Annotated in this window: 32 protein-coding genes and 1 tRNA gene; 22 read left to right on the top strand and 11 right to left on the bottom strand. The window is 56.0% G+C overall.

Going from position 1 to position 26359, the window contains the following annotated elements; translation table 11 throughout:
- Positions 1-349: 349 nt before the first annotated feature.
- Positions 350-670 carry a hypothetical protein gene (locus tag hmeg3_RS18265; protein WP_232511709.1) on the top strand — a complete coding sequence of 107 codons (321 nt, stop codon included), beginning with the start codon at positions 350-352 and terminating at the stop codon, positions 668-670.
- Between the two features lie 55 nt (positions 671-725).
- Entirely contained in the window at positions 726-944 is a 219-nt protein-coding gene (locus hmeg3_RS18260) for a hypothetical protein (RefSeq protein ID WP_094564989.1), read from the top strand.
- An 87-nt stretch (positions 945-1031) separates the two neighbouring features.
- On the opposite strand, the gene hmeg3_RS24795 is transcribed toward hmeg3_RS18260, so the two are convergent.
- Entirely contained in the window at positions 1032-1256 is a 225-nt protein-coding gene (locus hmeg3_RS24795) for a hypothetical protein (RefSeq protein WP_157739303.1), read from the bottom strand.
- A 55-nt stretch (positions 1257-1311) separates the two neighbouring features.
- On the opposite strand from hmeg3_RS24795, the gene hmeg3_RS18255 reads away from it, so the two are divergent.
- The 11 genes from hmeg3_RS18255 to hmeg3_RS18205 all read left to right on the top strand — a co-directional run bounded on the left by hmeg3_RS18255 (position 1312) and on the right by hmeg3_RS18205 (position 8638).
- Positions 1312-1623 (top strand): YqjD family protein, encoded by a 312-nt coding sequence (locus hmeg3_RS18255; protein WP_094564988.1) that lies wholly within the window; start codon positions 1312-1314, stop codon positions 1621-1623.
- Between the two features lie 66 nt (positions 1624-1689).
- A complete protein-coding gene (locus hmeg3_RS18250; protein ID WP_094564987.1) occupies positions 1690-2244 on the top strand; it encodes a ferritin-like domain-containing protein in 555 nt (184 codons plus the stop codon).
- Between the two features lie 119 nt (positions 2245-2363).
- Positions 2364-2576, top strand: coding sequence for a CsbD family protein (locus hmeg3_RS18245; protein ID WP_094564986.1), 213 nt, complete (start codon positions 2364-2366; stop codon positions 2574-2576).
- A 98-nt stretch (positions 2577-2674) separates the two neighbouring features.
- Entirely contained in the window at positions 2675-3052 is a 378-nt protein-coding gene (locus tag hmeg3_RS18240) for a cell envelope biogenesis protein TolA (RefSeq protein ID WP_094564985.1), read from the top strand.
- A 200-nt stretch (positions 3053-3252) separates the two neighbouring features.
- Entirely contained in the window at positions 3253-3570 is a 318-nt protein-coding gene (locus hmeg3_RS18235; RefSeq protein WP_094564984.1) for a BON domain-containing protein, read from the top strand.
- Between the two features lie 245 nt (positions 3571-3815).
- Complete coding sequence (locus tag hmeg3_RS18230) at positions 3816-4445, top strand: response regulator transcription factor (RefSeq protein ID WP_034298516.1); 630 nt, start codon at positions 3816-3818, stop codon at positions 4443-4445.
- 107 nt (positions 4446-4552) lie between these two features.
- Positions 4553-5020 (top strand): response regulator, encoded by a 468-nt coding sequence (locus hmeg3_RS18225; RefSeq protein ID WP_094564983.1) that lies wholly within the window; start codon positions 4553-4555, stop codon positions 5018-5020.
- Positions 5021-5263: 243 nt separating this feature from the next.
- Entirely contained in the window at positions 5264-7336 is a 2073-nt protein-coding gene (locus hmeg3_RS18220) for a PAS domain-containing protein (protein ID WP_094564982.1), read from the top strand.
- Positions 7337-7525: 189 nt separating this feature from the next.
- The gene (locus hmeg3_RS18215) at positions 7526-7699 is read left to right on the top strand and encodes a CsbD family protein (RefSeq protein WP_094564981.1); all 174 of its coding nucleotides are present in this window, start codon (positions 7526-7528) and stop codon (positions 7697-7699) included.
- 238 nt (positions 7700-7937) lie between these two features.
- Positions 7938-8282, top strand: a complete 345-nt coding sequence (locus hmeg3_RS18210) for a hypothetical protein (RefSeq protein ID WP_094564980.1) — start codon at positions 7938-7940, stop codon at positions 8280-8282.
- Between the two features lie 140 nt (positions 8283-8422).
- The gene (locus hmeg3_RS18205) at positions 8423-8638 is read left to right on the top strand and encodes a glycine zipper 2TM domain-containing protein (RefSeq protein WP_094564979.1); all 216 of its coding nucleotides are present in this window, start codon (positions 8423-8425) and stop codon (positions 8636-8638) included.
- A gap of 256 nt (positions 8639-8894) precedes the next feature.
- Here the strand turns inward: hmeg3_RS18205 and hmeg3_RS18200 are convergent, their stop codons facing one another.
- The 3 genes from hmeg3_RS18200 to hmeg3_RS18190 form a co-directional block, all read right to left on the bottom strand.
- On the bottom strand, positions 8895-9218 hold the full coding sequence (locus hmeg3_RS18200) for a hypothetical protein (RefSeq protein ID WP_094564978.1): 324 nt from the start codon (positions 9216-9218) through the stop codon (positions 8895-8897).
- A gap of 123 nt (positions 9219-9341) precedes the next feature.
- Complete coding sequence (locus tag hmeg3_RS18195; RefSeq protein ID WP_094564977.1) at positions 9342-9500, bottom strand: DUF3309 family protein; 159 nt, start codon at positions 9498-9500, stop codon at positions 9342-9344.
- Between the two features lie 101 nt (positions 9501-9601).
- Complete coding sequence (locus tag hmeg3_RS18190; RefSeq protein WP_094564976.1) at positions 9602-10444, bottom strand: hypothetical protein; 843 nt, start codon at positions 10442-10444, stop codon at positions 9602-9604.
- 525 nt (positions 10445-10969) lie between these two features.
- On the opposite strand from hmeg3_RS18190, the gene hmeg3_RS18185 reads away from it, so the two are divergent.
- Positions 10970-11602, top strand: coding sequence for an ANTAR domain-containing response regulator (locus hmeg3_RS18185; protein ID WP_094564975.1), 633 nt, complete (start codon positions 10970-10972; stop codon positions 11600-11602).
- A gap of 38 nt (positions 11603-11640) precedes the next feature.
- Here the strand turns inward: hmeg3_RS18185 and hmeg3_RS18180 are convergent, their stop codons facing one another.
- Complete coding sequence (locus tag hmeg3_RS18180) at positions 11641-11886, bottom strand: hypothetical protein (RefSeq protein ID WP_094564974.1); 246 nt, start codon at positions 11884-11886, stop codon at positions 11641-11643.
- 162 nt (positions 11887-12048) lie between these two features.
- On the opposite strand from hmeg3_RS18180, the gene hmeg3_RS18175 reads away from it, so the two are divergent.
- The 8 genes from hmeg3_RS18175 (at position 12049) to hmeg3_RS18140 (ending at position 21007) form a co-directional block, all read left to right on the top strand.
- A complete protein-coding gene (locus hmeg3_RS18175) occupies positions 12049-13221 on the top strand; it encodes a CmpA/NrtA family ABC transporter substrate-binding protein (RefSeq protein WP_369828894.1) in 1173 nt (390 codons plus the stop codon).
- Between the two features lie 54 nt (positions 13222-13275).
- Positions 13276-14184, top strand: a complete 909-nt coding sequence (gene ntrB, locus hmeg3_RS18170; RefSeq protein ID WP_094564973.1) for a nitrate ABC transporter permease — start codon at positions 13276-13278, stop codon at positions 14182-14184.
- 67 nt (positions 14185-14251) lie between these two features.
- Positions 14252-15061, top strand: coding sequence for an ABC transporter ATP-binding protein (locus hmeg3_RS18165; RefSeq protein ID WP_198361725.1), 810 nt, complete (start codon positions 14252-14254; stop codon positions 15059-15061).
- 109 nt (positions 15062-15170) lie between these two features.
- Positions 15171-15851 carry a methyl-accepting chemotaxis protein gene (locus tag hmeg3_RS18160; protein ID WP_198361891.1) on the top strand — a complete coding sequence of 227 codons (681 nt, stop codon included), beginning with the start codon at positions 15171-15173 and terminating at the stop codon, positions 15849-15851.
- Between the two features lie 118 nt (positions 15852-15969).
- The gene (locus tag hmeg3_RS18155; protein WP_094564971.1) at positions 15970-16884 is read left to right on the top strand and encodes a LysR family transcriptional regulator; all 915 of its coding nucleotides are present in this window, start codon (positions 15970-15972) and stop codon (positions 16882-16884) included.
- A 140-nt stretch (positions 16885-17024) separates the two neighbouring features.
- Positions 17025-17891 carry an NAD(P)-dependent oxidoreductase gene (locus hmeg3_RS18150; protein ID WP_094564970.1) on the top strand — a complete coding sequence of 289 codons (867 nt, stop codon included), beginning with the start codon at positions 17025-17027 and terminating at the stop codon, positions 17889-17891.
- 27 nt (positions 17892-17918) lie between these two features.
- Positions 17919-19430 carry an aldehyde dehydrogenase family protein gene (locus hmeg3_RS18145; RefSeq protein ID WP_094564969.1) on the top strand — a complete coding sequence of 504 codons (1512 nt, stop codon included), beginning with the start codon at positions 17919-17921 and terminating at the stop codon, positions 19428-19430.
- 239 nt (positions 19431-19669) lie between these two features.
- A complete protein-coding gene (locus hmeg3_RS18140) occupies positions 19670-21007 on the top strand; it encodes a DUF3100 domain-containing protein (protein WP_232511706.1) in 1338 nt (445 codons plus the stop codon).
- Between the two features lie 79 nt (positions 21008-21086).
- Here the strand turns inward: hmeg3_RS18140 and hmeg3_RS18135 are convergent, their stop codons facing one another.
- The 6 genes from hmeg3_RS18135 to tolB form a co-directional block, all read right to left on the bottom strand.
- Entirely contained in the window at positions 21087-21461 is a 375-nt protein-coding gene (locus tag hmeg3_RS18135) for a DUF423 domain-containing protein (protein ID WP_094564968.1), read from the bottom strand.
- Positions 21462-21728: 267 nt separating this feature from the next.
- The gene (locus tag hmeg3_RS18130; RefSeq protein ID WP_232511704.1) at positions 21729-22775 is read right to left on the bottom strand and encodes a ChuX/HutX family heme-like substrate-binding protein; all 1047 of its coding nucleotides are present in this window, start codon (positions 22773-22775) and stop codon (positions 21729-21731) included.
- Positions 22776-23575: 800 nt separating this feature from the next.
- A tRNA-Lys gene (locus tag hmeg3_RS18125) sits at positions 23576-23651 on the bottom strand.
- A 67-nt stretch (positions 23652-23718) separates the two neighbouring features.
- Positions 23719-24480: a tol-pal system protein YbgF gene (gene ybgF / locus hmeg3_RS18120; RefSeq protein ID WP_094564967.1), complete on the bottom strand. Its 762-nt coding sequence runs from the start codon at positions 24478-24480 to the stop codon at positions 23719-23721.
- A gap of 5 nt (positions 24481-24485) precedes the next feature.
- Positions 24486-25010 (bottom strand): peptidoglycan-associated lipoprotein Pal, encoded by a 525-nt coding sequence (pal, locus tag hmeg3_RS18115; RefSeq protein ID WP_094564966.1) that lies wholly within the window; start codon positions 25008-25010, stop codon positions 24486-24488.
- Between the two features lie 39 nt (positions 25011-25049).
- A complete protein-coding gene (gene tolB, locus hmeg3_RS18110; protein ID WP_369828837.1) occupies positions 25050-26351 on the bottom strand; it encodes a Tol-Pal system beta propeller repeat protein TolB in 1302 nt (433 codons plus the stop codon).
- Between the last annotated feature and the right edge of the window lie 8 nt (positions 26352-26359).

The raw sequence follows: 26359 nt of genomic DNA, 5'->3' as shown, positions 1-26359 counted from the left end.
CAGTATCCAGGCGAGGAAATACTTACCCATGTCTGCTCCTTGAAGTGTGAGGTCAACGTGTCGACCAGAAGACGCGCGTCAATCCATCCGGCGAGCCTGTTTGCAATCGGTTGGTGAAGGCGGGGAGATGTCTCCAGAAGAATCATCCACGCTATTTGCGCCGGTTCACCATCCAATGTTTGCATCGTAATAGCTGCATCTCACGGCTGCCATCAGACGCTCGCCCAATTGCTTGTAGGAGGGCAACTGCAAACGACGGTAACGATCACTATCAGATCAGCCGGAAAGCCTTATCCGGCGCGGCTTCTCATCTTGTCCTACAAGACAATGGGCGGGCGTCCTATACCTCTTGCACCAAGGCATTGCTACGATCCGTCCCATCGTATCAATTTGTCGTATCACTGATTCATTACCAAGCACCACTAATGCATTACTCACTGCCAGGGAGCGCGTCATGAACAAGGATCAATTGGTAGGAAATCTGAAAATTGCACTTGGGCGTCTGGATGAAAAAATGGCAAGTTTTTCCGGCAATCAGGCGCGTCGCCGTCATGCCCTGCAATTGCAGGGAGCCGGTGAGGTGCAGCGCACGATGGGTGATGCACGCCAAATCATCAAGCATTCAATCAAACATACGCTGAAGCATTCCGCAAAGCAGATGTCGGCCTGAGTCGCCTGCATTGCACGGAAACAGCCAGCAAACAATCAGACCAGGGAGCTTGTTCATGCTGACCAAACGAAATCTGCTGCTGGCGTTGGGTATCTCCAGCGCCGCCGTCGTGGCGGTACTCAATATCTGCGCCAACCGCCTGGAGCGCTCTGACAGACGTGCCCAGCGCAGGGCGTTGCAACGTTGGGAAGGCGAGGGTGGCAACGTGTTTCAGCCAGCCATGCCGGGGCCGGCGGTAAAGACGGACGAGCTGTCGCAAGACGCGACGCCGTGAGTGGCAGAAAAGACCGCTCGAGAGATCAGTATTAGCGGCTTGGCAGGTGCAGTGTCATGTAAGAAGTCATGTTTTACCGGCCTTGTCCTACAAGGCAATCAGCAGCAGTCCTATCGCTGGTGATACGAGCAGACAGTATCGTTCAGTTACCGGTTTCGCAGTTGCTTCAGAATCAGCAGCGCGGATATCCAGGGAAAGAACGGAAGAGACAGCGGTTCGTTTCACAACACAAGAACATACCGAAACGGGTGCAATCATGGAAAAAATGGTGATTTGCTGGTTGGTGGGCATGCCCCTGTTGATGCTGCTCATTCTTCAATACCTCATGTATTGAAGCTGCAATCTAACGAAGAAGGAGTGTAAAAAAATGCGCGAAGAAAAATTGCGAACCGTCCGCAGCGACGTACAAGTGCTGTTGCAAGAAGCTCAGGAATTGTTCAACGAGGCTGCTGCGGCCACCGGCAAAAAAGCCGAAGATCTGCGCGCCCAGGGTGAAGAGATCCTCGATCGCGCTTTCATCAAAGCTCAGGGAATTCAGTCGTACGTGGTGCAGACCGGTAAAGAGATTGCCGCCACCACCGACGATTATGTGCAGTCCAATCCATGGCGCGCCATCGCCATTTCGACCGGCGTCGGTCTGTTGCTGGGCCTGTGCGTTTCGCGCAGCGGCGAACGCTGAACCCTCGCTCAATAGTTAGCCAGCCTGTCCCCAGCCATATAGCCAACCGGATAAAGGAACAAGATTATGTCAAGCAAGCCATCAACGGTACATCACATCAGCGACAAGCCGTTTCGTATTGATCGCGAGAAGGTGCGCGAAGCCGCAATGAAGACCGGTAACGGCGCCGTCACCGAGGGGTACAAGGGTAATCGCGAGGAAATCATCGCCATGCTCAATGATGCCCTGGCGACCGAGCTGGTCTGTGTGCTGCGCTACAAGCGTCACTATTACACGGCAACCGGCTTGGAGAACGAACCGATCAAGGCGGAGTTCCTTGAACATGCGTTGGAGGAAGAAGGCCATGCCGATCAAATTGCCGAGCGTATTGTGCAGCTCAACGGCGAGCCGAATTTCAACCCTCGTGAGTTGTCCGAGCGCAGCCATGCTGACTATGACGAATCGACCGACATCAAGTCGATGATTCGCGCCAATTTGATTGCCGAGCGTATTGCGATCGAAACCTATCGCCAGATGATCGAGCGCATTGGTGACGATGATCCGACCACCAAGCATTTGCTTATTTCCATCATGGCGAAGGAAGAAGAACACGCCGACGACATGAGCGATCTGCTGGATTGAATGCGCCTGACCGGCGCTTAGACGACGGTTGGGAAAGTAAAGCCAGGCAAAAAAGCCAAGCGAAAATCCAGCGGCATACCGCACATCCCGCCTCATTAACAACAAGCAAGGAGAGCAGCATGAACTGGGACATCATTGAAGGCAACTGGAAGCAATTCAAGGGTAAAGCCAAGCAACAATGGGGCAAGCTGACCGACGATCAGCTCGACACCATTAACGGCAAGCGTGAAGAACTGGCCGGCCGTATTCAGGAAGTCTATGGCATCAACAAGGACGAAACCGAGAAACAACTCAAGGCTTTCGAAGATAACAACAAGGATTGGAGTCATTGAACAATATGCCGGCATCGGGACTATCCCGCCGCCAGTCAGGCATTGTTCGAACCTCGCCTTTAAAACCAAAACCTAAAACCTAAAACCAAGGAATTCTCATGAAAAAATTCATCGCCACTTGTATTCTGACTTCCGCAGCTTTCGGTGCTCACAGCCTGGCAACTGCCGCTGACGCCGTCAAGTCTCAATATAAAGCCGACGTCGCTGCCGCGGACGCCGACTACAAGACCGCCAAGGCAAAGTGCAAGCCGCTCAAGGGCAACGAGCAAGACGTTTGCGACAAGGAAGCCAAGGCCGCGCATGAAACGGCAATCGCCGATGCGAAGGCTAAGCGCAAGACCAAAGACGCAAATAAAGATGCAGCAAAGACCACCAATGATGCCGATTACAGCGTCGCTAAAGAAAAGTGCGATGCGCTGAAGGGCGCGGAACAAGACAAGTGTACGACCGCAGCCAAGGCTAAGTACGGCAAATAATTCTGCAGTAATCCAGTAATAGCTTTGAACAGGACGTCGCCGGCAAGGCGCGTCGACGCAGGCAGTACGAAGGTACGGCAAGGAGATGCAACGCTGCTGGCGGCGTTGTGTTCACCGCGTTAAGGTCATGGAGAGGTAGCGATGCTTCTCCATAAAACAATCACACACATGTAGTTGAATTTACCAACAAGGAGATCATTATGACTTTATCTTTGACCAAACGCTTTATGGGCTTTTTCCTCGCACTGATGATGGTATCGCTGGTCGGTTGCGCTTCCGGACCGAACAAGGAAGGCACCGGCGAATACGTCGATGACGCCGTCATCACTACCAAGGTAAAGAGCGCGATCTTGCAGGAGCCTAACCTGAAGTCGGCCGAAATCAACGTCGAAACCTACAAGGGTGTCGTTCAGTTGAGCGGTTTTGTGAGTTCGGCAACCAGCGCTACCCGTGCCACTGAACTGGCTCGCGGCGTCAAGGGTGTGACTTCGGTGAAGAACGACCTGCGTCTGAAGTAATGTAGTTCGGGGCGGTGGCTGCGGCCATCGCCCCGGTTTATTCAGGCTTACGGCCTGAATTATTGTTTTATTGGAATTAAGCAGTAACAGGTAATAAGGTATAGTTAGCCGCGGAAGGCCCCGGTGCCGCCGGGCAACTCAATCAAATGTTGGAAACGCTGCAAATCAGGCAGGGAACAGCGCAGCGAAACCGCATTTGCCTGATCAGGAAGGACTGCAGCATTGTCTTGATGCTGGTAAAAACTATGACAAAAATATTAGTAGTCGATGATCACGCTGTCGTGCGTGCTGGTGTTCAGCACTTTATTGCGGATATTCCGAACATGGAAGTCGGCGGAGAAGCAAGTACCGCTGAAGAAGCGATCCGCCTGGTACGGACACAAGAGTGGGACATTGTCCTGCTCGATATTGCGATGCCGGACAAAAGCGGCGTGGAAGTATTAAAGCAAATCAAACGCGAAAAACCGGCCTTGCCGGTGCTGATGCTCAGCATGCATCCGGAAAGCCGCTATGCGGTTCAGGTTCTGCGCAGTGGCGCTAGTGGCTATGTGCAGAAGGAAGCCTTGGCGACGGATCTGGTCAGTGCGATCAACACCATTTTGCGCGGGCACAAATACATCAGTTACGGCGTCGCAGAGCTGCTGACCACCGATCCAGTGGATTCGGAGAAGCCGCTGCACGAGACCCTGTCGCAACGCGAATACGAGATTTTTTACAAGCTGGGCCAGGGCCAGGGCGTGACGCAGATCGCCGATGAACTCTGTCTGAGCGTCAAGACTGTGAGTACTTACCGGTCGCGCGTTTTGCAGAAGATGAACATGGCCAACAACGCCGATATCATTTATTACGCCATCAAGAATAATCTGATCGATTAACGGAAGAGGCTGCGCAGGTACGCAGGGCGCGGTATCCAACCTACTTTGCGCCTTTTACCGGTGTTGCCGAGCCGGGTTTTTTGAAATTGAGTGTCAGGACAGTGATCATGGAGCACGTATTGCAGGACATGTCGGAAAGGATGGGGCGCACCGCGAATGCGCCGCTGAAGGTTTTCCTTGTCGAAGATTCAGCGGACGTGCGCGATCTGATCATGGAAAGCCTCGCGGAGATTCCCGGTGTTGAGCTTGCCGGTTATGCCGAGACCGAGCAGGACGCGGCAGCGCATCTGGAAAATGAGAGTTACGATGTGCTGATCCTGGACATCCAGCTCAAGCAGGGTAACGGTATGAACCTGTTGCAGTCGCTGGCGCGTTCCGGCAAAAAAAGCCACGACGAACTCAAGATCATCTTCAGTAACCACGTCAGTGCAACGTATCGCCGCGTGGGCTTGCAATACGGCGTGCAGTTCTTCTTCGATAAATCTTCCGAGTTCACCAAGCTACGCAGCTTGATCGAGCGACTCAGCGGCAAGGGAAACGGACTGGCACCGTCGCCCAGATATACATCGGCGTGATGTGATGGTAAGGCCGTGCCGGGGGTGACGTTGTGTTCTACGATGCCAGGCATATTCTGCAGATTCGGCGCCTGGTCGTTGTGGCATAAGACTGCACTGGCGACAGAGGCCTTGCCGAAGATGCGGCAGGACTCGATCCTGACCACGCTGTATTAAATATAATGTATGTCGACGCAACAACGGTCGCAACGTGCCTGGCGCGTGGCGGTCATGCGATCAACGCACAATCGGGGGCTTCAGTACATGCAAATGAAGGCAGCACGCAACGAGATCGGTGAAACCTCGTCGTTGGAGCATTACGTCGCTACGCAGGCAAACTTTGCCAGCATCGCCACTGCCGCAATGAGCCTGGCGATGATCATTGTCTTGTTCGGCGCTGTGGTGCTGATCAGCTGTTATGCCGAAGACGACTATCGCAAAATTCTGGCGGATCTGATCGCCGTACAAGGCAGTACCGCGGTCGGCTTCATCCTCGCGGGTTCAGCCTTGTACATGCAATGTCTCAACGTCGGACACTCAAGCCGGCGTCTGGCGATCTCTGCGCGTATCGTTGCACTATTGCTATTGCTGCTGGGTGCCGGATTTCTTCTGCAAAACGTCTTTGGCCTGAACTTGCTGGGTGATCGCCTGCCTGGCGTGCTGTCTGGAATATCTTTGGCCCACAGCGCTTTCGGCGCGGCGATTCATCCTCTGGCTGCGGGTAGTTTTGTGCTGATTGCGTTGACGCTGCTGATCCATGACTGGCGTGTTGGTGCGCGTCACTATCCTGCTGAATACCTGGCGTTCATCCTCATCGGTCTGAGTGCCATTCCACTGGTCGGCTATCTGTACGGCGTCAACAAGCTGACCTTCCTGCATTATTCGACCGGCATTCCTTTTCTGTCGGCGCTGGTGTTCCTGTTGCTGGGGGCTGCGCTGCTGATGGCGCGGCCGTCGCATCGCCTGATGGCGATCATCGTCAGCCATGCACCTGGTGGCAACATGTTGCGCCGCTTGCTGCCCTCCATGCTGGCGCTGATACTGATTTTCAATTTGCTGGTGGCGCAAGGGGCTGAATATGGCTTATATGCGGATCGGCTGATGCTGCCTTTTCTGACGCTGATTGATGGTGCGCTCGTCGTGTTCATCTTTTGGCGTTTTGCAGGCAGGCTCGACCGGGAATATGGCGCGCGCATGCAAAGCGCCGCCAAGCTGGCCGAGACCAATTCCCTGTTGACAGCGGTCAGCGACAGCACGCGTGAACCGATCTTCGTCAAGAATCGCCAGGGCTTGCTGGTATTTGCCAATCCGGCCATGCTGCAGCAAGTCGGCAAGACCTGGGAAGAGGCGATGTATCGCGCCAGCCCTGAACTGTTTTCAAAAAAGGAAGATGCCGACCGCATCGATGAAGACGACAAGCGCGTGATGGCCAGCGGTCTCCCGGAGACGATTGAGCAGACCCTGCATTTGCCGCATGGCGTCTTTACCTATCAATCGACACGGGTTCCCTGGTTCGACAAGCTTGGCAATGTATTGGGCGTGATCGGCATCAGCACTGATATCTCGGAACGCAAGCGCGCCGAAGATTCTTTGCGTGAGCGCGAAGCGCAGCTGGAGAAAACCGTGATCGAACGCACGGCCTTGCTGCGCGAATTGACCAACCATCTGGAAACCGTGCGGGAAGAAGAGAAGCGAGCCATCGCACGTGAGCTTCATGACAACATGGGCGCCTCATTGACGGCCCTGAGCATGCATCTGGAAAGTGTCTACAAGATCTTGCCGGACGATGAAAAGTGGCAAGAGCGCAAGCCGCGCATTCAAGGGTTGATGAATTCCCTGGTCGGCACCACACGGCGGATCCAGACCGAATTGCGGCCCAACATGCTTGATCTGTTTGGCCTCAAGGCCGCCATCACCGAACAGATGGACGAGCTGGCCGAGCGCAGCGGCATGATTTGCAAAGCGAGCCTGCCGGACGAAGATGTCGCCATCGGCCATCAGATGGAAATTGCCATCTACCGCATGTTGCAGGAGATGCTCAATAACGTCACCAAACATGCCAAGGCGACGCAGGTCGATGTGATCCTGGATGTCGACGAAGAACAGGTCGCATTGACCGTGCGCGACAACGGTGTCGGCATTTCGCAAGACCGGCGTGACAACAACAAAACTTACGGTCTGCGCGGCTTGCGTGAGCGCGCCACCTTCTTCGGCGGGGAAGTGGATATCCGTTCTACGCCAGGATCAGGTTCGCTCATTACGATTCGCCTGCCTGTTGCTCCGCCACCTTCAGTTCCGACCCCAGCCCCAGCCAGCCCCGCAGCGCCCGCCGCATAAAGCTGACAAGGAATTCGGTTTTCAGGTCGTTTTTTACTCTGCTTGTCCTACGTTTCAAAGCGGGGCTGTCTTATAGTCCCGCATCTCCCTCTCCACTAAGATGAACTCATCGCGTTTCCACTCATGGAGATGTGTGCAGTTGACTGTTGAGCATCGCAGTAGCTGGTCTTTCAACTTTCAGGAGAAATCATGAATAAAGATCAAGTCCAAGGTAGTGCAAAGCAGGTAGCCGGCAAGGTTCAACAAAAGGCTGGCGAAGTGGTGAACAGCAAGGAACAACAGATCAAGGGCGCTGCCAAGCAAGTTGAAGGTAACGTTCAGAAGAGCTACGGCGATGCCAAGGAAGCTCTGAAGGATCGCTGATCCTTAGCCATTCAAATGGGAGCAGATGCTCCCATTTTCATGTGCGCTCATCAAGTTGTGTAGGAATTGTCTTACGCCAGAATCGGAGAAGCACGGCTATTGAGCCACCCCCGGTTTTGTCATGATGAGCCGATGAAAAAACAGGCCGGTATCGCGAATCACTAGTATCGCCAGTCTCGATTGTGCAGGCTCAGGTAGTCCGGGATCGTAGTGCGCCGGAATTGTCGAGGGAGAGATCATGAAAAAAACAGGAACAGTTGCTTCGCTCGTACTGATCGGCATGATGGCATGTTCTGCCGCCGTAGCCGCCCCTGCAACGACCGCGAACCCATCTTTAGTAGATGCTGGTGATGCGACGCCGTTTGTCATGGCAAAAAGTCATGCGCAAGCAGGCAAGGCATCCAAGGTAAAACCGGCATTGGACCAAAAGAAATTCCGCTATCTCGACATGGTTGAGAGAAAGCATCCCTCTTCGATCCGCAATGCCGTCATCGTGTACGACCATGTGCTGATGAGAAAGAAGGCATGCGACGCGCACGATCCTGCAAGTGTAAGTGAATGTTTAGGGCGGCCATCGGTGTGAAACTATCCACCGCCAGAGCGTCTAAAAAGTATGTGCCTGGAAGCTTGAAAGGGGCGCAAGACTAAATCACTCGCTTGAATCATTTCCTGAGTCATGTGCTGCAACGGCAGCATTAATCAACTTTATATAGAGGTGTCATCATGAAAACAATACATAAGATTGCAGTGACTTCGATCACTGTATGCGCCCTTACCGTGTTGAGCGGCTGTAGCGGCATGTCCCAGCGCGACAGGAATACCGCGGTCGGCGCCGGCGTCGGCGCAGTTGGCGGTGCCGTCCTTACGGGCGGTAGCGGCATCGGCACCGTCGGTGGTGCAGCGGTCGGCGGGGTGATCGGCAATCAAATCGGCAAGTAATTTGGCAACGACGTTTGCAAGTGAGCTTATTGAATACGAAGTAGGCGCAAACTTGGCCGGATTTACCCGGCGCTACCTCTGATCCGGATGTGGCGCATGGGGAAAATGCAGGAGACACAGCTTGGAAAAAACCAGGGGACCGTATTGGTCCCCTGGTTTTTTTGCGTCTTCACAGAATCAAAAACCGCACCAGCGCCGCGCTCAATTCATTCCGGGCAGACTGCCTGGAGCAAAAACCTTACGCGCTCGTACGGTTCTATTCGCTTGCTGTTGTGTTGGCGTAAATGCGTTTGGCCCGCGCCAAATCGCTTTTCAGCAGATCGCGGGCTTCCTTGCGGCAAGCCTTGGCTTCGGCGCGTTTGAGCGGTTTGCATTCTTGCAGCGCCTGGGCGTAAGCCGCATGGGCTTCTTTCAGCAGCGTCTTGTTATGCAGTTTGGCGGTGTCGTCGCCTTCATACCAGCGCTGTGGATCCTGTTGCGACACGTCCTCTTCCGCTGCCATGGCAGGTACATGAGCGGTAAAGCAGGCGGCCAGGAAGAACGGCAGTAGTAAGAGGTGTTTTTGGCGATTTTTTGTCATCGTTACGAGCTCCCTTCCAGTCAAAATGATAAGCGGCGCTGCATCTCGAAGATGCAACGCCGCTCATCATATCCTGTTTGTGGTGCAGGCAAGCAAAACCTGTATTTCTACAGCTTTACAGTTCTACAACCTTCCCAGCAAAACAAGAATCAGCAGGATCACCACGACGGTGCCGGCAATGCCGCTTGGGCCGTAACCCCAGGATCGGCTATGCGGCCAGGCCGGTAAGGCGCCGATAAGAATCAGGATAAGTACGATCAGTAGAATGGTGCCGATGGTCATGTTGTTCTCCTTGTTGTCCTGCAAAATTTGCAGTGGTTACCGCGGTTACCAACGCCTTGCGCCATGCCGGTTGGCGGTCGCAGGGCGTCAATGATAGAAACTCAGAAACGCACTTTCACATAAGCGGAAGGGCCTTTGAGACGGATGTCGAGGTTGGCGTCATTGATCGTGCCGCCACCGCTGCGATTGATATTGATGCGCGTGATGCCATAGTCGGCGCCGATACCCAGGTTGGCCAGTGGATACCATTCCGCGCCGAATGCGGCGCTATAGATATGGCCGGTGACGCGGCCCCAGTTTTTCTTCACGCCGGAGGCTTCTGCATAAAGGCGGAAGTCTTTGCTGAAGGCGTGCTTCCAGCCAAGTTCCACCAAAGGCGCCCAGGTTTTTTCGGTGTAGCTTTCGCTGAATGTGCCGGAGGTACCGTTGAGCGTTGCCGCTGCATTCACGTCCAGATGGGCGCGGTAGTATCCGCCGCCAAGACCGATGCCGAACACGTCATTGCCCTGACCGATCCACCATTTGTAGGCCACCGAAGCCATGTCGACCTGCAAGTTGGCGTCGCCGTTGGCGGTCAGACTGGAACCGGTGCCGATTGGCGCCGATCTGTCGATGGCGCCGCTATTGTTTTTCTTGTATGTGAAGTAATCGAAGGACAGGCCCTGGCTGTCGAACAGCAATATCTCGCCGCGGATGCGCGGCAGCGTAGTACGATCGCGATCGATGTCGCCGGACTGGAAATTGCCATATTGGGTATTGGCGTTCACGCGAAACGTCGGGTCGACATAGTAGGCGCCTGCCGACAGGCTGAAACGGTCAAGCGCGGGCGAATGGTCGGCAAACGCGCTCGCCGATGTCAGTGCAAGCGCACTGCCTGCAGCGAAGTAGGTGGCAAGTTGCGCAGTTTTTCTGACGGCGGGCGATGTGCGGGTACGACGTAACATGTGAGTCTCCTCCTGGCTTAAATGGGGCAAATGCAGTGTCGGGTTCGCCTGCAAAAAGCAGGAGATGACGCCATGGATGTTATCTATCGCCGTCGTTCAGGTAGATAGGCGTGCACCTCAATTTCCTGTAGGAAAAGGCGAGTTGCGGAGTAGGAGAGAATCAGAGGGCAGCGTCCAGTTTGCTGAATTGATGCAAGCATCGCTGTATTTTCTGGTTTGATTTTTGCTTGCAGAAGACTGACGGCAGTGGAGAATGCGATGAGGTCACTGTGACGGCATCATGATGGTGAAGCTGGCGAGTACATCCTCCATCTTGAATACATCATGAAATGATATAAAGTGTGCGGTCGCAGCAAATGAGTTACTATTCGCCCGGTTGCGCCCGGTCGTATTTGCAGGAAGATCAGGCAAGCAGGCAAGCAGGCAAACTACCTGCCTCGACAGACACAGCAACAAAAACACACCACAGATCCGCAACGAGTTCAGAATCGATTTACGATGTCCAGGCAAACATTGGAACCGCACATGCGCAACTTACGCATCGTTGTCGTCAACACTGTCATCGATCACATCGATGAAAGCGATGAAAGTAATGACGCGCTCCACGAGCAGGCGGAGCGTGGAAAAGCCTTGCGTATCGGTTTGCTGGAAGCCGGCTATAACATCATCGCCTCGTTGCCCGCCGATCTCTATCTGCCGGAGCGGATCGCCCAACTGCAGCCCGACATGATCATCATCGACGCTGAATCCGATGCGCGCGACGTGCTGGAGCACATCGTCATCACCACACGCGACGAGCGCCGCCCCATCGTCATGTTCACCGAAGACGATACGACCTCCACCATGGAAGCCGCGATGGAAGCAGGCGTCACCGCCTATATCGTCGCCGGCCTCCAGTCGGAACGCATCAAGCCGGTGCTGGACGTAGCGCTGGCGCGTTTCCGCCAGGAGCAGAAGCTGCTTACCGAACTGTCTGATACCAAGCTCAAGCTGGCCGAGCGCAAAGTGGTCGAACGCGCCAAGGGCGTACTGATGGCCAAACACAAGCTGTCGGAAGAGCAGGCCTACCAAAAGCTGCGTAGCATGGCCATGAACAAGAACCTCAAACTTTCCGACATTGCCCAGCGCCTGCTGGATGTCGAAGACTTGCTCGGCTGACACTTTTTTGATCCTTTTGTACCGACCATCGCCGGCAATCATGCACCGCCAAATTGGTGCGCAGCACAAACGCGGTGCGCCAATTGCCGGCTAGCGGCTGCCGCGTTGGATCCTTCCCAGATCATCAAGATGGCTTCTTTCATAGCGTAGCGACGCGGCTTTTGCCGTTTTTTGGCGCGCTTGGCACGCTCTTTGCTGAATCGTCGGTATAGCGCAAGGTTTGCGCATCGAACGGTTCGGCCAATGGCGGTTGAACCATCCAAGACAAAGGCGTCTTTCAGCATGCTTCATTGCGTGTTGAAGGGACGCCTTTTTTATTTGCTGAATGGGGAAACGCGATGGAATTCAAAGAGCAACAACCGAACAAGGCCGTGGCAGCTGTCGAGGAAGTGGATTTCAAGCGTCGTCAATTAATTCAGACTGCAGGACTTGCAACAGGAGCGACCATGTTGGGACTAGCCACAGGAGGAGCCTGGGCAGCCGGCTCGGACAAGCCGGAAAAAGAAGAAGTGAAGATCGGTTTCATCCCGCTGACTGACTGCGCTTCGGTGGTGATGGCTTCGGTGCTCGGCTTCGACAAGAAATACGGTATCAAGATCGTTCCCAGCAAGGAAGCCTCCTGGGCCGGCGTGCGCGACAAGCTGACCAATGGCGAACTCGACGCAGCACACGTCCTGTATGGGCTCATCTATGGCGTGCAAATGGGTATTGGCGGCCAGAAGAAAGACATGGCCGTGCTGATGAACCTCAACAATAACGGGCAAGCCATCACGTTGTCCAAAAAGGTCGCCGACAAGGGCGGTGTCGATGGTGCATCGCTGGCCAAGCTGATGCAAACCGACAAGCGCGAGTACACCTTTGCACAGACTTTCCCCACCGGTACACACGCCATGTGGCTCTACTACTGGCTGGCCGCCAATGGCATCAATCCGATGAAGGATGCCAAAGTCATCACCGTGCCGCCGCCGCAAATGGTCGCCAATATGCGCGTGGGCAATATGGATGGTTTCTGCGTTGGCGAACCATGGGGCCATCGCGCCATCGTTGACGGTGTCGGTATCACCGCCACCACCACGCAAGACATCTGGAAAGACCATCCTGAAAAAGTCCTGGGCACGTCGCTCGACTTCGTCAAGAAGAATCCGAATACCTGCCGCGCCATGATGGCAGCGATCCTTGACGCCAGCAAATGGATCGACGCCTCGCTGGCCAACAAGAACAAGATGGCTGAAGTCATTGCCGACAAGTCCTATGTCAACACAAGCAAGGATGTGATCGATCAACGCATCATGGGTCGCTATCAGAACGGTCTCGGCAAGACCTGGGACGACCCGAACTACATGAAGTTCTACAACGACGGCGCGGTCAATTTCCCGTATCTGTCGGATGGTATGTGGTTCATGACGCAGCATCGCCGCTGGGGCCTGCTCAAGGACGATCCGGACTATCTGGCTGTGGCCAAGTCGGTCAATCAGATCGACCTGTACAAAGAAGCCGCCACCATGACCAAGACCAGTATTCCGAAGGATCCGATGCGCACTTCCAAGCTGATGGACGGCACCGTCTGGGATGGCAAAAATCCGAAGGCCTACGCCGCATCGTTCAAGATCAAGACGTAAGCAAGTGCGTCATCGGCGCACGTTTTTGTCGCAGTACAGAGTGAAGGAATCGATATGAGCGCAGTCATGGAAACGATGATGAATGAAAAACCGACGCCGGCTACTACAACTGCAGCGACGGTTTCTGCAACAGCCGCAACCTCGGTCGTCAAGGCGAAACCCCGGCAGGTGAAAAAATCACCATTGATGGCAGGCTTGCTGCTGAAGGTGTTGCCGCCGCTGACCGGCCTCGCTTTTCTGGTGCTGGTATGGCAGATCATCGCAGCCAAGACCGGTAACTTTCCGACGCCGCTGGTGACCTTGCAGGAAGCGATCAAGTTGTTCTCCGATCCGTTTTACCGCACTGGTCCCAACGATCAGGGCATCGGCTGGAATGTGCTGGCGTCGCTGCAACGCGTGGCGATCGGTTTCGGTCTGGCGGCATTGGTGGGTATTCCACTGGGCTTCCTGATTGGCCGAGTGCGCTTCTTGTCGGGCATGTTCGGTCCGATCATCAGTTTGCTCAAGCCGGTGTCGCCGCTGGCTTGGCTGCCGATCGGCCTGCTGGTGTTCAAGTCGGCCAATCCGGCGGCGATCTGGTCGATCTTCATTTGCTCAATCTGGCCGATGATCATCAACACGGCCGTTGGCGTGCAGCGCGTACCGCAGGATTACATGAACGTGGCACGCGTGTTGAACCTGTCCGAATGGAAAATCCTGACCAAGATCCTGTTCCCATCCGTCTTGCCTTACATGCTGACCGGCGTACGCCTGGCCATTGGTACCGCCTGGCTGGTGATCGTCGCGGCTGAAATGCTGACCGGCGGCGTAGGTATCGGTTTCTGGGTCTGGGATGAGTGGAACAACCTGAACGTGCCGCACATCATCATCGCGATCGTCGTGATCGGCGTAGTCGGGCTGATCCTCGAACAACTGCTGGTGGCGTTGGCGAAAGCCTTCACTTACGAACAGGTCAGTAACTGACCCTGCCTACCCATTCTGAATACTTATTTTGAACGATCATGCAGTCGAAGCTGAGAAGGAAATTCTGATGGAAGCGATGAACAAATTTATCGAGATCAACGACGTCGAGATGGTGTTCCATACCAAGAAGGGCACGTTTCACGCGCTGCGCGACATCAATCTGAGCGTGCAAAAGGGGGAGTTCATCACCTTGATCGGCCACTCCGGTTGCGGCAAGTCGACACTGTTGAATCTGATCGCCGGTTTGCTCAAGCCCAGTGACGGTTTGCTGTTGTGCGCCAATCGCGAAATCGCCGGCCCCTCGCCGGAACGTTCGGTGGTGTTCCAAAACCATTCTTTGCTGCCTTGGTTGACGTGTTACGAAAACATTTATCTCGGCGTGGAGCGGGTGTTCGGCGCGACGGAAAGCCGTACGCAACTGCGCGACCGCACGCGTGCCGCGTTGGCCCTGGTTGGTCTGACGGCCGCTGAAAGCAAACGTCCGAATGAGATTTCCGGCGGCATGAAGCAGCGCGTCGGCATTGCCCGTGCGTTGGCAATGGAGCCAAAGGTCTTGCTGATGGACGAGCCGTTCGGTGCATTGGATGCCTTGACTCGCGCGCACTTGCAGGACGAATTGCTGAAGATCGTCGCCAAGACTGCATCGACCGTTGTCATGGTCACGCACGATGTCGACGAGGCAGTGCTGCTGTCGGATCGTATCGTCATGATGACCAACGGACCTGCCGCCACCATCGGCGAGATCCTCGACGTCAAACTGGCGCGTCCGCGCGAGCGCGTGGCGCTGGCGCAGGATGCGCAGTATTCCGAATACCGTATGGCGGTGCTTGAGTTCCTCTATCGCAAGCAAGCGCATCCGGCGAAAGAAGCCGCGTAGCAAAACGCCGCGCAAGCAGAGTAACAGCGTAAGAAGCAACGCAAGAAGCAACGCAAGAGCGGATTCAAACGAAAGGAACAACATGGCGGTCACCGGGCAAATCAAGCTGATGCAAAACAGCGGTACCGGGAAGAGCGAGACGACTTCCGCTGTCGATACCAAGCCTTTGTCGGGCGAAGTATTTGGCGCATTGATCAACCTGTCGGGACGCCGCCGTTTCACGTCGCAGCGTCTGGTGTTGTATGCGGTGTTGGCGTCGCAAGGCCATGAAGGTGCGACCACGATTGCACGTGAGGCGCTGGCCTTGTTCCGCGGCGCGCATACGGCGCTGGTGAAAGGCTCGGATACCGTGCCGGGCATTTTTTGTGAAGAAGTGCGGGAGGCTTATTTCGGCAGGCTGGATGGCGACGCGCAGATTGTCTATTTCATCAATCTGGCGGAGCGTACGCTCAATGCCATCGACGATAGCTTGCGTGATGCCCCGGCACTGCTGGAAGAGCTGGTGCGCATCACCACGCCGATGCTGAGCGTGTTGAACCAGATCACCAGCGTGTACGAAGAGCAGTCCAAGCGTCATGCACTGCTGATGAAGAAGCAACTGCGCGGCATCATGACCGACATCGAAACCATCGCCAAGCAGGCCAAGATGGTGTCCTTCAATGCCCGCATTGTCGCGGCGCGGGCGGGACAGGCCGGCAAAGAGTTTTCGGTGGTGGCGGGGGTACTGTCGAATATCACGACCGAGATCGACGATCTGGTCAAGGTCGCATTGAGCGGTGCGGCAGCATAGCTTCCGGACAATTCCGTGCAACTTCTTCACGAGTGCTTGCTCAACGGTTTGTGATGGCATTTCCTGAACTCTGTTCTAATTGAGGCAACTCAAAAAACAGAATAAACAGGGAAGGGCCATGAAAAAACTCAGCGAACAGCGCCTCGTCTATTTCTTTGAAGCGGTCCAGTGCGGCAGCGTGCGTGCTGCTGCCGACAAGCTGGATATCGCCCCATCGGCGGTCAGCCGCCAGATTGCCTTGCTGGAGCAGGAGGTGGCAATTCCCGTCATGGAGCGGCATCGGCGCGGCGTGGTGCCGACCGAAGCCGGGCAACTGCTGATCGACTACTACCGCGAACAAGGGGCGCACCAGGCAGATCTGTTGTCCAAGCTGCAAGGTTTGCGCGGACTCAAGCGCGGCCACGTCAGCATCGTCATCGGCGAGGGGTTCGTGAGCGATTTCATGAGCCAGCCGATGGTCTATTTCTGCGAACGCCATCCGCAAATTTCGGTATCTCTCGATCTGGCCGGCACCAACGACGTGTTGCGTCTGGTGGCAGAGGACATCGCCGAAATCGGCCTGGTCTATAACCCGCCGACCGACCCAAAAATTGTCTCGCGCGCGGTGCAGCGGCAACCCATGCTGGCGGTTGTCAGTGCCGGATCACCACTGCGCAACAGCAAATCCTGCACCTTGCAGGAGCTCAGCGAATATCCGATCGGTCTCATGCACTCTTCCTACGGCACGCGGCAATTGCTGGCGCTGGCCGAGTATGCCGCCAAGATCAAACTCAATCCGACGCTCACCACCAATTCCATCAATGTGCTGAAGCACTTCGTCAAATCCGGCCTGGGCGTCACCTTGTTGCCGCGTTTTGCGGTGTCGACCGAACTCGCTGCGGGCGAGCTGTTTGCGATTCCCCTCGATGACGACGTGTTGACCTTGGCCGAAGTGCATCTTGTCACCCGAGTCGGACGCAAGCTCTCGGTGGCGGCCAATCGCTTTGTCTCCTATGCCAGTTCGCTGATGCAGGCGTTTCAAGTTACGAGCTGAAGCCGTCCTTTGAGCTGCCTCAGTCTTATGTTTTTCCAGTGTTCTCTTAAATAGAACAATGTTTGCTTTTCGATGTAATTGACGCTCACTTGCGCTGCTTGCACACTGGACCTGTCAGATTTTTTCCAGCGAGGAGCAGCATGAAACACATTGGTGTGGCGGGTTTGGGCAATATGGGGCGCGGTATGGCGCTGTCATTGCAACGCGGCGGCTTTACGGTATCGGGCTACGATCCGTCGGCTGCAGCGACAGAGAGCATTGCGCGCGAAGGCGTGACAGTGTTTGCTTCGGTGGCGGCGTTGGCGGATGCGGTGGATGTATTGATTCTGTCGCTGCCGACGTCGGACGTGGTCGAGGCCGTAGTGTTTGGCGCCGAGGGTTTGCTGGCTGGCGCCAAAGCCGGGCTGCTGGTAGTCGACACGACAACCGCTGACCCCAACAGCACACGCAAAGTGGCGGCAGCGCTTGCGGAAAAGGGTGTGCGATTTATTGATGCGCCGGTCAGTGGCGGCCCCAAGGGTGCGGCGACGGGCACCATGACGATGGTGCTGGGCGGCGCGGCCGACGACGTCGCAGCTGTCACGCCGGTGCTGGAAGCCATGAGCGCCAAGCGCGTGCATGTCGGCCCGGTCGGCGCAGGCCACGTCACCAAGCTGCTCAACAACCTGATGTGTGGCGCACACCTGATCGTCGCCGGTGAGGCGGCACGCATTGCCGAGGCAGCCGGACTCGATCCGCAACAAATCTTCGAAGGCATCAACGCAGGCTCGGGGCGCAGCGGTGTCACGCAAGTCAATTATCCGACCTGGATTTTCAACGACGCGTTCAACTCCGGCTTCACCATGAAACTCATGCGCAAGGATTTGCGCCTGGCGATGGGTTTGCTCTCCGAATTGGGAACCTCTGCGCCGCTGGCAGGTGAAGTCGGACGCCTGTGGGCAGCCAGCGACAAGACCGTGGCTGATGGCGAAGACTTCAACCGCATCGTCCAATTCATCGAAAAATAATTTACTGAACCGCATCGGGAGCATTCCATGAAATCCAATGAAGCAGAACAATTACTGGCGGCGTTTGCGCCGTTCTTTCCGGGTACGGCCTTTGTCGGTTCCTATGTCGGCGGCAAGCTGGTGCAGGGTGAAGGCGAATCCATCGTCTTGCAGAATCCGGCGACCGGCCAGGCCACATTAAGTTACCGCGACGCCGATGCACGCGTGGTGCAACTGGCGGCCGATGCCGCTGTCGCCGCGCAGGCGGAATGGTGGAAGCTGACCCACGCCGCGCGTGGGCGCATCGTGTTTGCCATCGGCCAGAAAATCCGCGACAACACCGAAGCGCTGGCGCAGCTGGAGTCGCTCAGCGCCGGCAAGCCGATCCGCGATTGCCGTGGCGAAGTGGCCAAGGTCGCCGAGATGTTTGAGTATTACGCCGGCTGGGCCGACAAGTTTTACGGCGACGTGATTCCTGTGCCGAGTTCGCATCTCAACTACACACGCCGCGAGCCGGTCGGTGCCGTGCTGCAGATCACGCCGTGGAACGCGCCGATTTTTACCTGCGGCTGGCAGGTGGCGCCCGCGATTGCGATGGGCAACGCGGTTTTGTTGAAGCCTTCCGAACTGACACCCTTTACTTCGTTGGCGGTCGCAGCCTTGGCTGAGCAAGCCGGCGTGCCCAAGGGACTCATCAACGTACTGGCCGGTTATGGTCACACTGTGGGACAGGCTGCGATCGATCATCCAGTGGTCAAGAAAGCGGTGTTCGTCGGTTCGCCACAAACCGGCAAAAAAATCGCCGAGTCGGCTGCACGCCGCTTGCTGCCTTGCGTACTGGAGCTGGGCGGCAAGTCGGCCAATATCGTGTTCGAAGATGCCGATCTCAAGCGCGCTTGCCTGGGCGCCCAGGCTGCGATTTTTTCATCGGCCGGACAGAGTTGCGTCGCCGGTTCGCGCTTGTTGGTGCAGCGTTCGGTGTATCGCGAATTCGTTGACATGCTGGCGACCGGTGCGAGCAAGATCAAGGTTGGTCAACCGGGTGATGCGCAAACTGAGGTCGGCCCGATTTCCAATCAGAAGCAGTACGAGCACGTGCGCAGCATGATTGCTGAAGGCCTGCGCAACGGCGCCAAGTTGGCGACGGCAGTGCAGGATTTTTCGGAGCCGGGATTTTTTGTCAGGCCGACCGTACTGGCCGATGTCAGCAACGACATGGACGTGGCGCGCAAGGAAATCTTCGGGCCGGTTGTGGTGGTGATTCCTTTTGATACCGAAGAAGAAGCGGTGCGCATTGCCAATGACAGCGAGTTCGGCCTGGCCGGGGCCGTGTGGACCAACGACGTGGCGCGTGCGCATCGCGTCGCGGCCAGCGTCAATGCAGGCACCTTCTGGATCAACGGCTACAAGACGATCAACGTGACTTCACCTTTTGGTGGTTACGGACAAAGTGGCTACGGCCGATCCAGCGGTGTCGAAGCTTTGTACGAGTACACGCAAACCAAGAGTGTGTGGGTCGAGACGGCTGCTTCGCCGGCGGCTACCTTTGGTTACGTTTGATTGGCATCGACAAGAGGCTGCAGGGAGGTGATGTCTCCCATCGCATGAGAACGTTTGCTTTTCAATTGCGATGCGGGCCGTCACAGGGCATGATTGGTGCCGGGGCAACGGTGAAGCGTGTTGAAGGCCGTTGAATTTATTGTTGTACAGGGAGTGAAAAAAGGGAGGGCCGCATGCCGCGCAGTGGCATGACGGCTTGTTGACAGACCTCATGCAGGATGCAAATCCGGAGGAAGAAAATGCAAGCAGCACCAACCACAACCGCTACACCATCACATCTTACGCAGCCCGGGCTGCAAACCTGGAAGCTCTACGTTTTTGCCGTCGTGATTCTTGTCGTTGCAGAGCTGATCGGCTCGGTCACCTTCAAGGTCGGCCCCGGAAAGGTCGTGCTCCTGCCGATGGTCTGGGCCTTGATCATGGGCGCCGTGATCGGCAGCCTGCAATCGAAGATGCCGGGACCGCTCTCCCTGAGTCAGCCTTTGCAGTTCCGCGCAGCAGCCATCCTGCAGCCGGCTTTGCTGCTGTTCGTCGCCAAGCTGGGCCTGATGGTCGGCAGTTCGCTGCCGAAGATCATCGGCGCCGGTTGGGCGCTGGTATTTCAGGAGTTCGGCCATTTTGTCGGCACCATCGTTATCGGTCTGCCTTTGGCGCTGCTGCTGGGCATCAAGCGTGAAGCGATCGGCGCGACGTTTTCTGTGGGACGTGAACCCAGCCTCGCCATCATCGGCGAACGCTATGGCATGAATTCACCGGAAGGACGCGGCGTGCTGGCGGAATACATTACCGGCACCTTGTTCGGCGCGGTCTTCATTGCCATCTTTGCGGGCTTCATCACCAGTCTCAACATCTTCCATCCGGTCGCGCTGGCAATGGGTGCGGGTGTCGGCTCAGGCAGCATGATGGCCGCTGCGGCAGGCGCCATCGCCGCACAGCAAACGCCTGAAGTCGCCAAGGATGTTGCAACGTTTGCTGCTGCCAGCAATCTGATCACGACCACCATCGGGACTTACTTCACGTTGTTCATCTCGCTGCCGCTGGCGGTGTGGGGCTATCGTGTGCTGGAACCGATTATCGGCCGCACGACCTCGTCGTCGAGCACAGCGTCGGATGATTTGCACACGCAAACGCATGTGGAAGTGGCGGATCTGAACATGGCCGGCCGCATTGGCGCCTGGGTGTTCGCGGGTGTGCTGACCATCATCGCCAACTGGATCGCCTATAAGGTGGCGCCGCTGGAATCGATCGGCTGTATCGTGATCATGATTGCAGCGGTGTTTGTCGGCGATATCCTGTGCAATGTGACCGGCAAGAAGATTCCGGCCGTGTGCTGGGTGACGCTGGTGGCGATGTTCCTGACTTCGCCGGTTTGCCCGTGGGCGGATGCGATCGTGGCCATTACCGGCAAGATCAACTTCCTCGCCGTGATTACGCCGATGCTGACGTTTGCGGGTCTGTCGATTGCCAAGGATATTCCGGCTTTCCGCAAACTGGGCTGGCGCATCGTGCTGGTGTCGTTCGCGGCGAACGCCGGAACCTTTATCGGTGCGACCTTGATTGCAGAGTTCTTCCACTGATCATTTGATCATCGGTAACGCAAAACGGCCGGGCATGTAAATGCACCGGCCGTTTTTATTTGCAGAAGTCTGTTGTCTGCTATTGCGCCTTATACGCTGCCCACGCTACCAGCAGCCAACCGGCCAGGAAGGCGAGGCCGCCGATCGGTGTAATCGCGCCCAAAAAACGGACGCCGCTTAACGCCAGCACATACAAGCTGCCGCTGAAAATCACGATGCCGATGAACATCGCGCTGCCTGCCCAGCCCAGTATCGCCGGTCCGAATTTCGGAATCAGCAAGGCCACCGCAAACATGCCCAGCGCATGCACCATCTGATAGATGACGGCGGTTTGCCAGATTGCCAGCATGTCGGCGTCGAGGATTTGTTTCAGCCCATGCGCGCCGAAAGCACCGGCACCCACAGCGACGAACATGTTGAGACCTGCCAGAATGACGAGAAGACGTTCGCTCATAAGTGATTCCTTAAATTGATCTGCGGGTATTGTAATTGTTCTGCGCTCGCGAGCGATGCCGTTGGCGCCGGATCTGTTGTGACGCTTTCAACGTGACGCAGTACCGCCGACTAGGGCCTGTTAACAATCAATTTGCGAGGTGCGTTCCCACCAGAAGGCGTGCTGGCAAGGCGAGTCGCTACGCCTAGGCAGTCAATGCCTGCCGCGCGTTCGCACTCGCAAATTGATTGTTAACAGGCCCTGGAGCCGCTAGTACCGCATCCTTTTTCAGGTACCAAAGATCGGCAGCAGGCGCATGATGGATTCACGCCATTCGCGCGGCTCCGGCTGGCCGTTGTCTTTCTTGCTGAGGAAGCTGGCGATATGCATACCCTGGCGATTGAACAGTTCCAGCGAGGTGATGATGCCGTCGGTAGTCGGCTTCTTTGCCACCCAGACTGAGTCGATGTGGTCTTCGCGCAGCAACAGGCGAAAGCCCGAGTTCATGATCTTCAGGCGCGAATCCTTGAAACCGATATTTTTGATCTTGCCGTAGTAGGCCTGCACGATGCCGGCATTGCCGACTTGCGCCATGATGGCGGTGCCGAATTCAGTCATGCGCTGCAGGATGATACGCGCCGAGTCATTGGCGACCTGATACGCGAAGGCCTTGCCGGCCAGACGCAGCTTGCGCAAGCGTTGTTGATCGAATGCTTCCTGCCGTTGGACGAAGTCGTTGTGGTTGTGCGTATGCGCCCAGTCGGCGCGCAGTGCATCGACGTCGATTTCTTTGCGGATGTCGGCCTTGTCTTCGCGTGGATGCACCAGTTGCAGCGGCGACGTCTGGTCGGCGGCTGCATGTTCGCTAACGAGCTTTCTGAAGGCCAGAATGTCGTCGTTTTCGCGCAGCACGATCTTGTGCAGCATGTTGCCGTAGCGATCGAAGAACTGGAAGCTGTGCTGTTTGTTGCCGCTGCACTCGTCGTGTTCTTCCAGCGCGTAGCCGTGTTCCCATTGCGGATAGAAGATGCGCAGATGCATGGCCTCGGCGGGTGCAAATTCGATTTCGTTCTGCACATAGAGCGCACCGCTGACATTATCTTTTTCCAGCAGGGCGGAAGAGTTGCGGGTGACTTCTGTCAGGTTGCCGAGTGCTGCGAGACGGTTGAGCAGCGGTGCAAATTCACCCTGCAGCCTGGTCGCTTGCGGATGCAGCGCGATGCGTTGCACGTCTGTCAGGTTAGGGAGTTGCTGATCGTCGAGAGGGCGCAGACGCATCATGATCTTTCCTTCTACGTTATTGCTGTGTTGCAGGGTGCCGGCCGTGATTGTCATGCATGTCCCATCCAGGAAGACTGAAGGTGCATGGCTTTGGCATGGCTGAGCGGTCCCGCGTGATTCCGTCCCATGTGGGGACGGGTTGCCGATATCCAAGTTGCTGCTGTCTGGCATCTAAAGAAAAAACATATCGTCGACTTCATGAGGCAGCGTGAACGAGGCCCTGTGATATGTCGGCGAACAACCTAGGCAAACAACAGCGATTCGTCAGCAAACGCGTCGAAGGAGAAATTCTTTAGATGAGAATAATTCTCATCTATTATTGTGCATGACAATCGAAATTGCAAGGACGGTTATAGTCTTTTACAAAAGTCGGCGGCGCTGTCAGCTTTGCTTATCCGACTTGTCCTCAGCTGTTAGGAAAGTGTTGAGGATGTGTCATTGTGTAATTGTTCTGGAGGAAGATGGTGCGCTGCGATAAAGTGAACCTGTCTCCTCCAACTCCTCCCCGGATTGGATTCAGCCCCCGACCTGCAAAGTTCGGGGGCTTTTTTTTGCCCGGATTTATTGGAGAGGAAAGAGCCAGGCATCTCAATGTAAATCAATGGGTCAGATCAACAGGGTGCTGAATCCTGCAGAAAGGAACTGCTTGAAGAGATGAATGAACGCATCGCCGTACATGATAGAGATGGTGATCACGCGCGTAGAAAGCAGCGGATGAAGGACAGGGCGCAAGAGGTCGGAAGAACAATGGCGCCACATGTTGTGGAGCGGTTTTGAAGGCGCTCGACGTGCAAAGCGCGCAAAACAAAAAGGGCTCCAATTGCTTGGAACCCTTTTTATCTACTGCGAATTTCTGGTAGGCCGTGCGGGACTCGAACCTGCGACCAACGGATTAAAAGTCCGCTGCTCTACCAACTGAGCTAACGACCCGAAAGACCGCTATTATATGCAATATTGATCGACGGTGTCAAACAGGTAGGGAAAATATTTCAAGGCGCTATTTCAATGTTGCCAGTTTTTCTTTGCCTGTCTGGGCTGCCGGGCTTTCAGGATACTTCGCAATCAGCGCATCCAACGATTTTTTCGCCGCTGCTTTGTCCTTCAGCTCGATGTATGAGCTGCCGATGTTGAGCATGGCGTCGGCTACCTTTGGACTGTCCGGATAATTTTTCGCTACTGCCTGCTGTGCTGCGATGGCGCCCTTGTAGTCGCGCTGTGCATACAGTGCGTTGCCGACCCAGTATTGCGCCGACGGCGCGTAACCGGATTGCGGATAACGCTTCAGGAAGTCGTTGAACGCTGCGCCGGCACCCTTGTAGTCGCCACCCTTGAACAGGTTCAGTGCGGCGTCATAGGATTTTTGCTCATTCAGATCGACGCTGGATTCCTTGCCGTCGATGTTGACTTTTTGCGGTTCCAGCTTGCGCAGACGCGCATCCAGATCAACGTAAAAGTCTTTCTGGCGTTGCTGCGTGTTGGACAGTTCATTGGTCAATACTTCGATCTGGCCACGCAGTCGTGCGATTTCCTGGCGGAGTTGGTCGTTCTGATCGGACAGGCTCAGCGCGCTGTTCTTGTCCGACTTGTTGGCCATATCTTTTTGCAGGCTATCGACTTTGTTGCGCAGATCGAGGATGGCCTTGCGCGCTTCGTCGTCGTCAAACAAGCCCGCGTGCGCTGTCATTGGCAGGCACGCGACAGCGGCCAACATGGCCGCTGCAGAAACCGATTTGAACTTGGTTTTCAGGGAAGTGCGCATAGGTCTTATTGGTAAGCGATATCAGCGCGGCGGTTTTCAGCCCATGCTGCTTCGTCGCTGCCCAATGCCTTTGGCTTTTCTTTGCCGAAGGAAACGGCTTCAACTTGCGCGTCGGAGACACCCAGCAGAACCAGTGCCTTGCGCACGGCTTCTGCACGCTTCTGACCCAGGGCCAGGTTGTATTCGGTGCCGCCGCGATCATCGGTATTGCCTTGGATGATGACCTTGCGATCCTTGTGCGAGTTCAGGTACTTGGCGTGTGCTTCCACCACGGAACGGAACTCTTCCTTGACGGAGTAGCTGTCGTAGTCGAAGTAGACGCTGCGCTTCGAGAGAATGCCTTGCGGGTCGTTCAGCGGGTCGGAACCAGCGTTGACGGTGTTGACTGCGCGTGGATCTGCTCCGTCAGTCGTGCCGGTTGTGGCACGGCTTTCCACCGGTGCGTTTTTGTCGTCCAGTTTGGTGGACGAGCATGCCGCCAGCAGCACTGCTGCCGAAAGAACGATTGCAAAAGAACTGAATGTGCGCATCTGAAACTCCTTGTGTCGTGAATGAATGTGAATAATTGTTTATTTCATGAACGGCCCCCAGGTTGGCTCCCTGACATCGCCGACCTGGGTTGTTAAGCGCTGTTTGATCCGGCCATCCGTGGAGACGATGGCTAAAGATCCGCGACGGCCTGATTCCGTCGCGTACATGATGTATTTGCCGTTTGGCGAGAAGCTGGGCGACTCATCTTTGACGGTGTCGGACAGGCGTTGTTCCTGACCGTTGGTCAAATCCAGCGCGTAAAGCTGGAATTTACCCTCACGGCGCGAAATAAACGCCAGGGTCTTGCCGTCCGGCGAAATCCGCGGGCTGATATTGTAGCTGCCTCCGAAGGTGACGCGCTGTGCTTCACCGCCGTTGGGGCTGACCTTGTAGATCTGCGGACCGCCGCTGCGGTCGCTGGTGAAGTAAATGTAATTACCATCGGGCGAAAAGCGCGGTTCGGTATCGATGCCGGCGGTGTTGGTCAGACGGCGCAGCCCGCTGCCGTCGGCGTTGATGATGTAGACCTGCGTCAGGCCGTCACGCGTGAGTGCCACGGCCAGGCGCGAACCGTCAGGCGCCCAGGCCGGAGCCGAGTTGCTGCCCTTGAAGTTGGCCACCAGCGTGCGCTGACGGGTCACGAGGTTCTGGATATAGATGACCGGTTTCTTGGCTTCGAAGGACACATAAGCGACCTTGCCGCCGTCCGGGGACCAGGCCGGCGAGATGATCGGCTCGTTGGAACGCAGTGCGACCTGCACGCCTTCGCCATCCGCATCGGCAACTTCAAGGCGATATTCCTTGCCGGAACGTGTCACATAAGCAATACGTGTGGAGAAGATGCCGGGAATGCCGGTCAATTTTTCATAGATATCGTCGGCAATCTTGTGTGCGGTGAGGCGGATCAGTTGCGGCTGGCTGCCGAACGACAGTGCCGACAATTGTGATGCCTTGATGGTGTCGAAGAGGCGATAGCGCACGTCGAAGCGGCCATCGGCCAGACGCTGCACGCTGCCCACTGCCAGCGCATTGGCGCCGCGGCCTTTCCAGTCGTTGTAATTGATTGCGGACGAGTCCGACAGCGAGTCGCTGTTGTCGATCAGCTTGAATACGCCGCTGCGCGTCAGGTCAGCTCTGATGATGTTGGTGATCTGTTGCGGTGCGCCTTCTTCGCCCGGGAAGGAGGCGATGGCGACCGGGATCTGGCTGGCGCCGACCCCGGAAATTTCAAAGCGCAATTCTGCGTGTGAGACAGGCGCCATGGCGATACCGGCGACGGTCAGAGCAATGCCTGTCAGGCGGCGAAAACCTAGTGGCAAGGTGCGTGAGTTTTTCATCATCCTCATTG

It is taken from the genome of Herbaspirillum sp. meg3, from assembly GCF_002257565.1.
GTDB lineage: Bacteria > Pseudomonadota > Gammaproteobacteria > Burkholderiales > Burkholderiaceae_D > Herbaspirillum.
The sequence above is the reverse complement of the archived record's forward strand: the minus strand, read 5'-3'. Positions and strand labels throughout refer to the sequence as shown.

What these genes read in the sequence shown, in the direction of transcription:
- hmeg3_RS18255 (WP_094564988.1), top strand. Translation starts at nt 1,312, where the DNA reads ATGCGCGAAGAAAAATTGCGAACCGTCCGCAGCGACGTACAAGTGCTG.
- hmeg3_RS18140 (WP_232511706.1), top strand. Translation starts at nt 19,670, where the DNA reads ATGCAAGCAGCACCAACCACAACCGCTACACCATCACATCTTACGCAG.
- ybgF (WP_094564967.1), bottom strand. Translation starts at nt 24,480, where the DNA reads ATGCGCACTTCCCTGAAAACCAAGTTCAAATCGGTTTCTGCAGCGGCC.
- hmeg3_RS18205 (WP_094564979.1), top strand. Translation starts at nt 8,423, where the DNA reads ATGAAAACAATACATAAGATTGCAGTGACTTCGATCACTGTATGCGCC.
- hmeg3_RS18180 (WP_094564974.1), bottom strand. Translation starts at nt 11,886, where the DNA reads ATGCTGAAAGACGCCTTTGTCTTGGATGGTTCAACCGCCATTGGCCGA.
- hmeg3_RS18260 (WP_094564989.1), top strand. Translation starts at nt 726, where the DNA reads ATGCTGACCAAACGAAATCTGCTGCTGGCGTTGGGTATCTCCAGCGCC.
- hmeg3_RS18215 (WP_094564981.1), top strand. Translation starts at nt 7,526, where the DNA reads ATGAATAAAGATCAAGTCCAAGGTAGTGCAAAGCAGGTAGCCGGCAAG.
- hmeg3_RS18225 (WP_094564983.1), top strand. Translation starts at nt 4,553, where the DNA reads ATGGAGCACGTATTGCAGGACATGTCGGAAAGGATGGGGCGCACCGCG.
- hmeg3_RS18235 (WP_094564984.1), top strand. Translation starts at nt 3,253, where the DNA reads ATGACTTTATCTTTGACCAAACGCTTTATGGGCTTTTTCCTCGCACTG.
- hmeg3_RS18175 (WP_369828894.1), top strand. Translation starts at nt 12,049, where the DNA reads ATGTTGGGACTAGCCACAGGAGGAGCCTGGGCAGCCGGCTCGGACAAG.
- hmeg3_RS18250 (WP_094564987.1), top strand. Translation starts at nt 1,690, where the DNA reads ATGTCAAGCAAGCCATCAACGGTACATCACATCAGCGACAAGCCGTTT.
- hmeg3_RS18230 (WP_034298516.1), top strand. Translation starts at nt 3,816, where the DNA reads ATGACAAAAATATTAGTAGTCGATGATCACGCTGTCGTGCGTGCTGGT.
- hmeg3_RS18220 (WP_094564982.1), top strand. Translation starts at nt 5,264, where the DNA reads ATGCAAATGAAGGCAGCACGCAACGAGATCGGTGAAACCTCGTCGTTG.
- hmeg3_RS18155 (WP_094564971.1), top strand. Translation starts at nt 15,970, where the DNA reads ATGAAAAAACTCAGCGAACAGCGCCTCGTCTATTTCTTTGAAGCGGTC.
- hmeg3_RS18195 (WP_094564977.1), bottom strand. Translation starts at nt 9,500, where the DNA reads ATGACCATCGGCACCATTCTACTGATCGTACTTATCCTGATTCTTATC.
- hmeg3_RS18245 (WP_094564986.1), top strand. Translation starts at nt 2,364, where the DNA reads ATGAACTGGGACATCATTGAAGGCAACTGGAAGCAATTCAAGGGTAAA.
- hmeg3_RS18240 (WP_094564985.1), top strand. Translation starts at nt 2,675, where the DNA reads ATGAAAAAATTCATCGCCACTTGTATTCTGACTTCCGCAGCTTTCGGT.
- hmeg3_RS18150 (WP_094564970.1), top strand. Translation starts at nt 17,025, where the DNA reads ATGAAACACATTGGTGTGGCGGGTTTGGGCAATATGGGGCGCGGTATG.
- hmeg3_RS18200 (WP_094564978.1), bottom strand. Translation starts at nt 9,218, where the DNA reads ATGACAAAAAATCGCCAAAAACACCTCTTACTACTGCCGTTCTTCCTG.
- hmeg3_RS18185 (WP_094564975.1), top strand. Translation starts at nt 10,970, where the DNA reads ATGCGCAACTTACGCATCGTTGTCGTCAACACTGTCATCGATCACATC.
- hmeg3_RS18145 (WP_094564969.1), top strand. Translation starts at nt 17,919, where the DNA reads ATGAAATCCAATGAAGCAGAACAATTACTGGCGGCGTTTGCGCCGTTC.
- hmeg3_RS18165 (WP_198361725.1), top strand. Translation starts at nt 14,252, where the DNA reads ATGGAAGCGATGAACAAATTTATCGAGATCAACGACGTCGAGATGGTG.
- hmeg3_RS24795 (WP_157739303.1), bottom strand. Translation starts at nt 1,256, where the DNA reads ATGAGCAGCATCAACAGGGGCATGCCCACCAACCAGCAAATCACCATT.
- hmeg3_RS18130 (WP_232511704.1), bottom strand. Translation starts at nt 22,775, where the DNA reads ATGACAATCACGGCCGGCACCCTGCAACACAGCAATAACGTAGAAGGA.
- hmeg3_RS18160 (WP_198361891.1), top strand. Translation starts at nt 15,171, where the DNA reads ATGCAAAACAGCGGTACCGGGAAGAGCGAGACGACTTCCGCTGTCGAT.
- hmeg3_RS18190 (WP_094564976.1), bottom strand. Translation starts at nt 10,444, where the DNA reads ATGTTACGTCGTACCCGCACATCGCCCGCCGTCAGAAAAACTGCGCAA.
- tolB (WP_369828837.1), bottom strand. Translation starts at nt 26,351, where the DNA reads ATGATGAAAAACTCACGCACCTTGCCACTAGGTTTTCGCCGCCTGACA.
- hmeg3_RS18135 (WP_094564968.1), bottom strand. Translation starts at nt 21,461, where the DNA reads ATGAGCGAACGTCTTCTCGTCATTCTGGCAGGTCTCAACATGTTCGTC.
- hmeg3_RS18210 (WP_094564980.1), top strand. Translation starts at nt 7,938, where the DNA reads ATGAAAAAAACAGGAACAGTTGCTTCGCTCGTACTGATCGGCATGATG.
- ntrB (WP_094564973.1), top strand. Translation starts at nt 13,276, where the DNA reads ATGAGCGCAGTCATGGAAACGATGATGAATGAAAAACCGACGCCGGCT.
- pal (WP_094564966.1), bottom strand. Translation starts at nt 25,010, where the DNA reads ATGCGCACATTCAGTTCTTTTGCAATCGTTCTTTCGGCAGCAGTGCTG.